General features: G+C 61.5%; 7 protein-coding genes and 2 pseudogenes. 7 read left to right on the top strand and 2 right to left on the bottom strand.

Features of this window, described 5'->3' with window-relative positions; translation table 11 throughout:
* A pseudogene (locus tag ACWTU9_RS31695) lies at positions 1–169 on the bottom strand (ISNCY family transposase); the annotation flags it as partial.
* A gap of 84 nt (positions 170–253) precedes the next feature.
* Positions 254–509 (bottom strand): annotated as a pseudogene (locus tag ACWTU9_RS31690) (IS3 family transposase); the annotation flags it as partial.
* Between the two features lie 575 nt (positions 510–1,084).
* On the opposite strand from ACWTU9_RS31690, the gene ACWTU9_RS31685 reads away from it, so the two are divergent.
* From ACWTU9_RS31685 to trbJ, 7 genes are all read left to right on the top strand, one after another.
* On the top strand, positions 1,085–3,058 hold the full coding sequence (locus ACWTU9_RS31685) for a conjugal transfer protein TraG (protein WP_455861755.1): 1,974 nt from the start codon (positions 1,085–1,087) through the stop codon (positions 3,056–3,058).
* A 5-nt stretch (positions 3,059–3,063) separates the two neighbouring features.
* Positions 3,064–3,507 carry a CopG family transcriptional regulator gene (locus ACWTU9_RS31680; RefSeq protein ID WP_455861754.1) on the top strand — a complete coding sequence of 148 codons (444 nt, stop codon included), beginning with the start codon at positions 3,064–3,066 and terminating at the stop codon, positions 3,505–3,507.
* A 212-nt stretch (positions 3,508–3,719) separates the two neighbouring features.
* Positions 3,720–4,718 (top strand): P-type conjugative transfer ATPase TrbB, encoded by a 999-nt coding sequence (trbB, locus tag ACWTU9_RS31675; RefSeq protein WP_455861753.1) that lies wholly within the window; start codon positions 3,720–3,722, stop codon positions 4,716–4,718.
* Between the two features lie 52 nt (positions 4,719–4,770).
* A complete protein-coding gene (locus ACWTU9_RS31670) occupies positions 4,771–5,031 on the top strand; it encodes a TrbC/VirB2 family protein (RefSeq protein ID WP_455861752.1) in 261 nt (86 codons plus the stop codon).
* Positions 5,031–5,294: a VirB3 family type IV secretion system protein gene (locus tag ACWTU9_RS31665; RefSeq protein ID WP_455861750.1), complete on the top strand. Its 264-nt coding sequence runs from the start codon at positions 5,031–5,033 to the stop codon at positions 5,292–5,294. The genes ACWTU9_RS31670 and ACWTU9_RS31665 overlap by 1 nt, the downstream gene beginning before the upstream one ends.
* Positions 5,295–5,306: 12 nt before the next feature.
* Positions 5,307–7,856 (top strand): conjugal transfer protein TrbE, encoded by a 2,550-nt coding sequence (gene trbE / locus ACWTU9_RS31660; protein WP_455861749.1) that lies wholly within the window; start codon positions 5,307–5,309, stop codon positions 7,854–7,856.
* On the top strand, positions 7,853–8,602 hold the full coding sequence (gene trbJ / locus ACWTU9_RS31655) for a P-type conjugative transfer protein TrbJ (RefSeq protein WP_455861748.1): 750 nt from the start codon (positions 7,853–7,855) through the stop codon (positions 8,600–8,602). The genes trbE and trbJ overlap by 4 nt, the downstream gene beginning before the upstream one ends.

The following is an 8,602-nucleotide window of genomic DNA, read 5'->3' as shown; positions in this document are numbered from 1 at the left end:
GCCCCGCCGCCCGGTGGCCTTGACCCCGACCCGCACCAAATCGCGAGCCACCAAGCCAAGCAAATCGTGATGCTCATCCAGCCATCGCGACATGGCTTCAACTCGTGACCGATCTCGTGCGCGGCGAAAGATCGAATAAGGTGACTTGGACGGTGCGTTCTTGACGCATTGTCGGCTCCGGCGGTGGCAGGGATTTGGAATCAGTGGCATGATCCAAAACTACCTGAAACCGCCGGGCCTTGCTCGCGCAAAGCTACATTCTCTCAACAAAATCAACACTTTGCCGTTCATGGACGGAAACTAGGCTAGCGCTTGTTGGCTTGAACTCGACAGGGTTCAGATAGCCGAGCCTCGAGTGCCTTCGCCGAGGGTTGTAGAAGCGCTCGAGTGTATTGGAACACATCGGCCCCGGCGTCATGCTTGCGGGCTGTCCGTTCGGCTTTCAGCGACGAGAAGAAGCTTTTCATCACAGCATTGTCCCAGACGTTGCCCGACCGGCTCACTGAGCATTTTCGACAGGAGCGGAGGCGACGTCGGCGGGAGGCATTGCATTGAGATCGCAGGGCCACAGATCAATCCGGTTACGTCTAACATTTGTATTAAACTCGTTAGGTAAGTCTGCATCATCTTGCGGCGGTGACCCGAGGGGAAGGTTACGTGCGTCGGGGCGACTTGTCCTGCCTCTCGCAATGCGTTTCTATTTTCGGTGGACACTCGCGAGAAGTTCTCTTGGACGGCCAAGCATCCGTCCAGTTCTCTGAGACGGAAATGCGTGATTGAGATGCAAGCGGTGAATCTCTCTGCTGGCGGGACCTTGCGACGGCCGATGGGTCATCGGGGCCCTGATTGGTTGCGATCGCCCAAGCCGTGTCGATCCCGCGCAATCGAAGTTCGCCAACCGTTTTCGCGGGCTGCCTCATTTCTTCGTAGAGAACAAATGCCCAGCGCAGATCGCAAGTCTTTTTAGGTCTGGTCACAATGAGCTGCCGTCATGAAGCCTTTCTTGTTGCACTGCCTGTGTTCGTACTCTGCTTATTGGCTCCCGAAATTTCGAATTGGGAATTATGATGCAGGCAACCAGAATATGTGGGGTCAGATCGTCGCTGTTTTCACCATCGTGCTTGCGACCACCTGGGGAGCAACGCAATGGACAGCCTGGCAGCTGGGGTATCAAGAGCAACTTGGTTCGCCCTGGTTCGAACTCGTCGGCCAACCGATCTATCCGCCACCGGCATTTTTCTGGTGGTGGTTTTTCTACGACGCCTATGCGCCGACGGTCTTTGTTGAAGGCGCGCTGATCGCGGCGAGCGGCAGTTTCATCGCGATTGTTGTTGCTATCGGCATGTCGCTATGGCGAGCGCGGGAGGCCAAATACGTGGCAACGTACGGCTCGGCGCGCTGGGCTGTGCGAAAGGAGATCGAAGCCGCAAGCCTGCTCGGCCCAGATGGCGTGGTTCTCGGCAAGCTTCATTTGGACTACCTTCGCCACGATGGTCCGGAGCATGTCCTGTGCTTCGCGCCGACCCGAAGCGGCAAGGGCGTCGGGCTGGTCGTGCCATCTCTACTGACTTGGCCGGGAAGCGCAATCGTTCACGACATCAAGGGTGAAAATTGGGAACTTACCGCTGGCTGGCGAGCACGTTTCGGCCGTGTGCTTCTGTTCGACCCAACCCACGCTGCGTCAGCCGCATACAACCCCCTGGTGGAAGTCAGGCGCGGCGCTTGGGAAGTCCGAGACGTCCAGAACGTCGCTGACGTGCTGGTCGACCCCGAGGGGTCGCTGGAACGCCGGAATCATTGGGAAAAGACCAGTCACGCTCTGTTGGTCGGCGCGATCCTGCATGTCCTCTACGCTGAGAATGACAAGACGCTGGCCGGTGTTGCCAACTTCCTCTCCGATCCGCAGCGGCCGATCGAGACGACCTTGCGAACCATGATGCTGACCAAGCACCTTGGCGATGCCGGTCCGCACCCCGTTGTGGCATCGGCAGCACGTGAACTGCTCAACAAATCGGAGAATGAGCGCTCTGGCGTGCTGTCGACCGCAATGAGTTTTCTTGGCCTTTACCGCGATCCGGTTGTGGCCGAGGTGACGTCCCGTTGCCATTGGCGCATTGCTGATCTGGTTGAGAACGCGCATCCCACGACACTCTATCTCGTCGTCCCGCCATCGGATATCAGCCGCACCAAGCCGCTTGTCCGGCTTATCCTGAATCAGATCGGCCGCAGGCTAACGGAGGATCTCCATGCAAAGGATCGCCGGCATCGCTTGCTTCTGATGCTCGATGAATTCCCGGCACTTGGCCGGCTTGATTTCTTCGAGTCGGCGCTCGCCTTCATGGCCGGGTATGGCATCAAGTCGTTCCTCATTGCCCAGTCACTCAATCAGATCGAAAAGGCGTATGGGCCGAACAATTCCATCCTCGACAACTGCCATGTGCGTGTGAGTTTCGCGACCAATGACGAGCGGACCGCCAAGCGCGTCTCTGACTCGCTGGGAACGGCAACCGAAATGCGGGCGATGAAGAACTATGCCGGGCATCGTTTGTCGCCTTGGCTTGGGCATCTCATGGTCTCGCGACAGGAGACGGCCCGCGCGTTGATGACGCCCGGCGAGATCATGCAGTTGCCACCGAGCGATGCCATTGTGATGGTCTCTGGACTGTCGCCGATCCGGGCGAAAAAGGCGCGCTATTTCGCAGATCCGCGGCTCGCCGAGCGCGTCCTGCCTCCGCCCAAGCCCACACACAACGACGCAGTATCGCGTCCAGACGACTGGACCGGAATGTCGCTTTCCGAGGTGCCGACGGCGCAGGCAATACGCGCATCGAATTATGGGCAAGACAGTGATCCCGACAACGGTGGCATCCGCCGCCAGCCAGAACTGCCAGAGCACGAGGATATCGCGCCGGAGCCCAGGCCGGCACACAGTGATGAATTCGACCTTGACCGCGACGATTCCGATGATGAGGCAGCCCGACGACGTTCGGTCGACCAGACGATGCGGCGCACCGCCCGACAGGCCGCACTCGATCCCAAAGACGGAATCGAACTTTGACCTCCATGAAAAAGCGGCGTCTCTCGGCCTATCTGGAACCGGAGGTCATGAATGCACTTGCTGACTACGCCGCCAAGAGGGATGTCTCCCTGTCGCTGATCGCGGAGGCAGCTATCGCTTCTTTTCTGTCTCCGGATGCCGAGGAACGCAAAGAGGCGGCAATCACAAGGCGGCTCGATCAGATCGACCGGCGCCTTCAGCGGGTTGAACGCGATCTCGGTATATCGATCGAGACGCTGGCCTTGTTTGTGCGCTTCTGGCTCACGTCAACTCCGGCCTTACCTGACGCCGCTCAGCCTGAAGCGCGCGCGAAAGGTAGGCAGCGCTATGACGCCTTCGTCGAAGCGCTCGGCCGCAGGTTGAGCAAGGGGCCAAAGCTCAGCCAAGAAATTGCCGAGGAGATTGCGCCTGCAGCACCGCCGGACACGGCTGAGTCGCACCCGACGTAGGGAGACGCGGTCGGCCAGCTCGTCTGCACCGCATTTTGCAAGTTTCTGCACGTCGCGTTGCTGCCGGCCGTTTTCCTTGTTGCAACGCTCACATTCCTGCTTCTTCTAATCATCCCCGTCAACGGCGCGAACAAAAATCGCCCGAGAAACTGGGGATCATCGTGGTAGACAATCAAAATGTCGGCATGGAAGCGGTGTCGCGCGGGGCGCGCATGCTTCGCACAGCGCTCGGTCCTGCGATTGCCGGCTATCTCGAAGACTCTGCCATAGTCGAGGTGATGCTGAACCCCGACGGGCGCCTATGGGTCGACCGGCTGAGAGAGGGACTGTCCGCTACCAACGACGTCCTTACCCCAGCTGATGGCGAGCGCATCGTGCGGCTGGTCGCCCATCACGTTGGCGCCGAGGTGCATTCCGGATCGCCGCGTGTCTCGGCCGAATTGCCGGAGACGGGAGAGCGGTTTGAGGGATTGCTTCCGCCAGTCGTGGCGGCACCGACCTTCGCTATCCGCAAGCCTGCCGTTGCCGTGTTCACGCTCAAGGATTACGTCGCCGCCGGTTTCGTTACGGAAGCCCAGGCCGATGTGCTGCGGCTCGCCGTCGAAAAGCGTGAGAATGTATTGGTCGCCGGCGGCACGTCGACCGGCAAGACGACATTGGTCAACGCGCTTCTGGCGGAGGTCGCAAAAACCTCCGACCGGATTGTCCTGATCGAGGATACCCGCGAGCTGCAGTGCGCAGCGACCAATCTGGTGGCGCTTCGCACGAAGGATGGTGTCGCCTCGCTCTCCGACCTGGTGAAGTCATCGCTGCGGCTTCGCCCCGACCGCATCCCGATCGGTGAAGTACGCGGCGCGGAAGCACTCGACCTCCTGAAAGCCTGGGGCACCGGACATCCCGGCGGCATTGGCACTATCCACGCCAGCTCCGGGCTTGGGGCGCTGCGTCGGCTTGAACAGCTCGTGCAGGAAGCTGTTGTCACCGTCCCGCGCGCGATGATTGCCGAGACGATTGATCTCGTCGCCGTGTTAGCCGGCCGCGGTTCAGCCCGTCGCCTGGTGGAGATCGCGCTGGTTGATGGGCTCGATCCCGTCACCGGCGACTACCGCGTGCTCGAAGCCAAAGTCGAGACCGAGCCAACCGTAAATCCCGAGCCATCCATGGAGCTTCAGAATGAACCCGATCCGCTTCACTTCATCGTCTATCCGTAAGCTTGGCGCGGTCCTTCCGCGCGCCGCCGCGACTACTGCGGTCGGAGCCGTGATGATCGCCCCTGCTTATGCGGCAGGTTCTTCCATGCCGTGGGAGGAGCCGCTCCAGCAAATCCTCGAGTCGATCGAGGGACCGGTCGCCAAGATTGTGGCAGTGATCATCATCATCGTCACCGGCCTGTCGCTCGCCTTCGGCGACACCTCAGGCGGCTTTCGGCGACTGATCCAGATCGTGTTCGGACTGTCCATCGCCTTCGCGGCGAGTTCGTTCTTCCTGTCGTTCTTCTCGTTCGGCGGTGGAGCGCTGATCTGATGGAAGAGGATGTGCGCGGCTTCTTCGCACCGGTCCACCGGGCGCTGACCGAACCGATTCTTCTCGGCGGCGCACCACGCGCGGTGGCTATTGCCAATGGAACGCTGGCCGGCGCGGTTGGCCTTGGGCTGCGACTCTGGTTCGCCGGCATCGTGATCTGGGCCATCGGTCATTTCGCGGCTGTGCTGGCGGCTAAGCGCGACGCCCAGTTCGTCGACGTGGTTCGCCGGCACCTGCGCTACCCTGCGCATTTCGGCTGCTGAGAGGCTTTCCCCATGATGAACCTCGCCGAATACCGCAAACGGCCGTCCTGCCTGGCCGACTATCTGCCCTGGGCTGCGTTGGTAGCCTCGGGCGTCGTGCTCAACAAGGACGGCTCCTTCCAGCGGACCGCGCGTTTTCGCGGTCCCGATCTCGACAGTGCCACCCCGGCCGAACTGGTCGGCACGACGGCACGGCTTAACAATGCGCTGCGCCGTCTCGGCTCCGGCTGGGCGATCTTCGTCGAAGCCGCCCGACTTGCAGCGCAGGACTATCCGGCAGGGCTTTTTCCTGACAGCGCGTCAGCGTTGGTCGACCTTGAACGCCGCGAACAGTTCGAGGGTGGAGTCGACCGCGGGTCGCCCGGGCAGGGCGGCGGCGAGTCCCAGGCCGAGCTCTTCGAAAGCAGTTATTTTCTCACCTTTGTCTGGCTGCCACCGGCCGAGGAAACATCCCGGATGGAAAGCTGGCTCTACGAAGGCCGCGAAAGGAGCGGCGTTAACCCCCTGGAGCTTGTGAAGAGTTTCGTCGATCGCACCGACCGTGTGCTCAACCTGATCGAAGGTTTCGTTCCCGAAGTCGACTGGCTCGATGACACCGGGACGCTGACCTACCTGCACTCGACGATTTCGACCAGACGCCATCGCGTTCGCGTTCCCGAGACGCCAATGCATCTCGATGCATTGCTGGTCGATCAACCGCTCGCCGGCGGGCTGGAGCCGCGGCTCGGTGAGTTCCATCTGCGCACGCTGACAATCATAGGCTTCCCGACAGCGACCTTTCCTGGGATTCTTGATGAACTCAACCGACTTGCCTTCCCATACCGCTGGTCGACGCGGGCAATCATGCTCGACAGGAGCGATGCAACCCGCCTGCTGACAAAGATCCGCCGGCAGTGGTTCGCCAAAAGGAAGTCCATCGCGGCGATCCTTAAGGAGGTGATGACCAATGAGGCATCGGTCCTGGTCGACACGGACGCCGCCAACAAGGCAGCCGACGCCGATGCCGCACTTCAGGAACTCGGCTCCGATCAGATCGGCGAAGCTTACATCACGGCGACGGTGACGGTGTGGGATCTCGATCCGTCAATTGCCGACGAAAAACTCCGGCTGACGGAAAAGACCATCCAGTCACGCGACTTCACGACAATCGTCGAGCGTGTCAACGCCGTCGAGGCTTGGCTCGGCAGTATCCCGGGCCACGTCTATGCCAATGTCCGCCAGCCGCCGCTATCGACGCTAAACCTCGCCCATATGATGCCGCTTTCGGCGGTCTGGGCGGGCCCGGCAACTGACGAGCATTTTGGCGCGCCCCCGTTGTTCTTCGCCAGGACGGAGGGCTCAACGCCGTTCCGGTTCAGCCTGCATGTCGGTGATGTCGGCCATACACTTGTTGTCGGCCCTACCGGTGCCGGCAAGTCGGTTCTGCTCGCACTGATGGCGTTGCAGTTTCGGCGTTATCCAGACAACCAGGTCTTTGCCTTTGATTTCGGCGGCTCGATCCGCGCGGCCGTGCTTGCCATGGGCGGAGACTGGCAGAATCTCGGCGGCAGTGCATCGAACGGTCAGGGCCTCGGCGATCCTCTTGCTCTGCTTACGCTGGCCGATCTGTCGGTCGAAGCCGACGCCGTATCGTTGCAGCCTCTCGCCGGCATTGATCACACGCCCGAACGGGCCTGGGCAGCCGACTGGCTCGTCGACATTCTCCTGCGCGAAGGTGTACCCGTCACCCCGCAGGTGAGGGAATATCTGTGGTCGGCGCTGACATCACTCGCCAGTGCGCCGCTCCAGGAGCGGACGCTGACCGGCCTCTCGGTGCTGCTGCAGTCGACACCACTGAAGCAGGCGCTGCGACCCTACTGTATCGGCGGTCCCTACGGCCGGCTGCTTGACGCCGAGCGCGAGCGTCCCGGCGAAGCATCGGTTCAGGCTTTCGAGACCGAGGGGCTGATCGGCACGGGTGCGGCGCCGGCCGTGCTTGCCTATCTCTTCCACCGCATCGAGCAGCGGATGGACGGGCGGCCGACGCTGCTGATCATCGACGAGGGTTGGCTGGCGCTCGACGATGGCGGCTTCGCCGAACAGTTGCGCGAATGGCTGAAAACCCTTCGCAAGAAGAATGCTTCCGTCATTTTCGCTACGCAGTCGCTCTCGGATATCGAGGGCAGCAAGATTGCGCCGGCCATTGTCGAAAGCTGTCCAACGCGGCTTTTCCTGCCGAACGAGCGGGCCGTCGAGCCGCAGATCACGGACATCTATCGACGCTTCGGACTAAACGATCGCCAGATCGAGATCGTCGCCCGTGCGACGCCGAAGCGGGACTACTACTGCCAGTCGCGCCGCGGCAATCGATTGTTCGAGCTCGGCCTCGGTCCGATTGCGCTGGCCCTATGCGCCGCCTCGTCAAAGGCTGATCAGGCCTCAATCGAGCGGATCATCGCGGAGAGCGGCCGTGCCAATTTTCTCGAGGCCTGGCTGGCCTATCGTGGCCTCTCCTGGGCCGCCGAACTGGTTCCCGAGCTCACCAACATCGTCGATCAATCCGCAGAGGAGGCTTCATCATGAATTCTGTCCGCAACCGTCTCCGTGTCCGGCATCTGGCTGCTGCTGGCGTTGTCGCTGCCGGCGTCGCCCTGTCCTGCGGCCCGGCTTCGGCACTGATCGTCTTCGATCCCAGGAATTATGCGGAGAACGTACTCTCGGCTGCGCGCGCGCTGGAGCAGATCCAGAACCAGATCACCTCGCTTCAGAACGAGGCGCAGATGCTGATCAACCAGGCGAAGAACCTCACCTCGCTGCCGACATCGCTGCTTGGTCAGATCGAAGGCAATTTCTCTGAGATGAAGAGCCTGCTCGGCGAGGCCGACAGGCTCGCCTACAGCGTCCAGGACATCGAGAGCCAATTCAAGTCGACCTATGAGAATTTCGGTTCGGACCTCTCTGGCCGGCAGCTTGTCGATGGTGCGCGTGAACGCTGGCAAACGTCCGTTGCTTCATTCGAGCATTCGTTGAAGGCCGGAGCTGTCGCCGTTGGCAACATCGACGGGACGCGGGAGCAGACAAACGCGGCCATCGAGGCCAGTCAGTCGGCGGTCGGCATCCTACAGGCGACGCAGGCCGGCAACCAGCTTCTCGCCGTCCAGGCAAGGCAGGTCGCCGATCTCACCGCGATGATGGCCGCGCAAGGACGGGCCGCAGCCCTTGAGAGCGCCAGGCAGGCAGCCGCCCAGGAACAGGCGCGAGAACAGTTCAGCCGGTTCATGGCGGGCAAAAGCTACAGCCCGAGCGGCGTGCGCATGTTCCACGACTAA

Source organism: Mesorhizobium sp. 128a, assembly GCF_053848025.1.
This window is presented reverse-complemented; position numbering and strand designations above follow the sequence as displayed.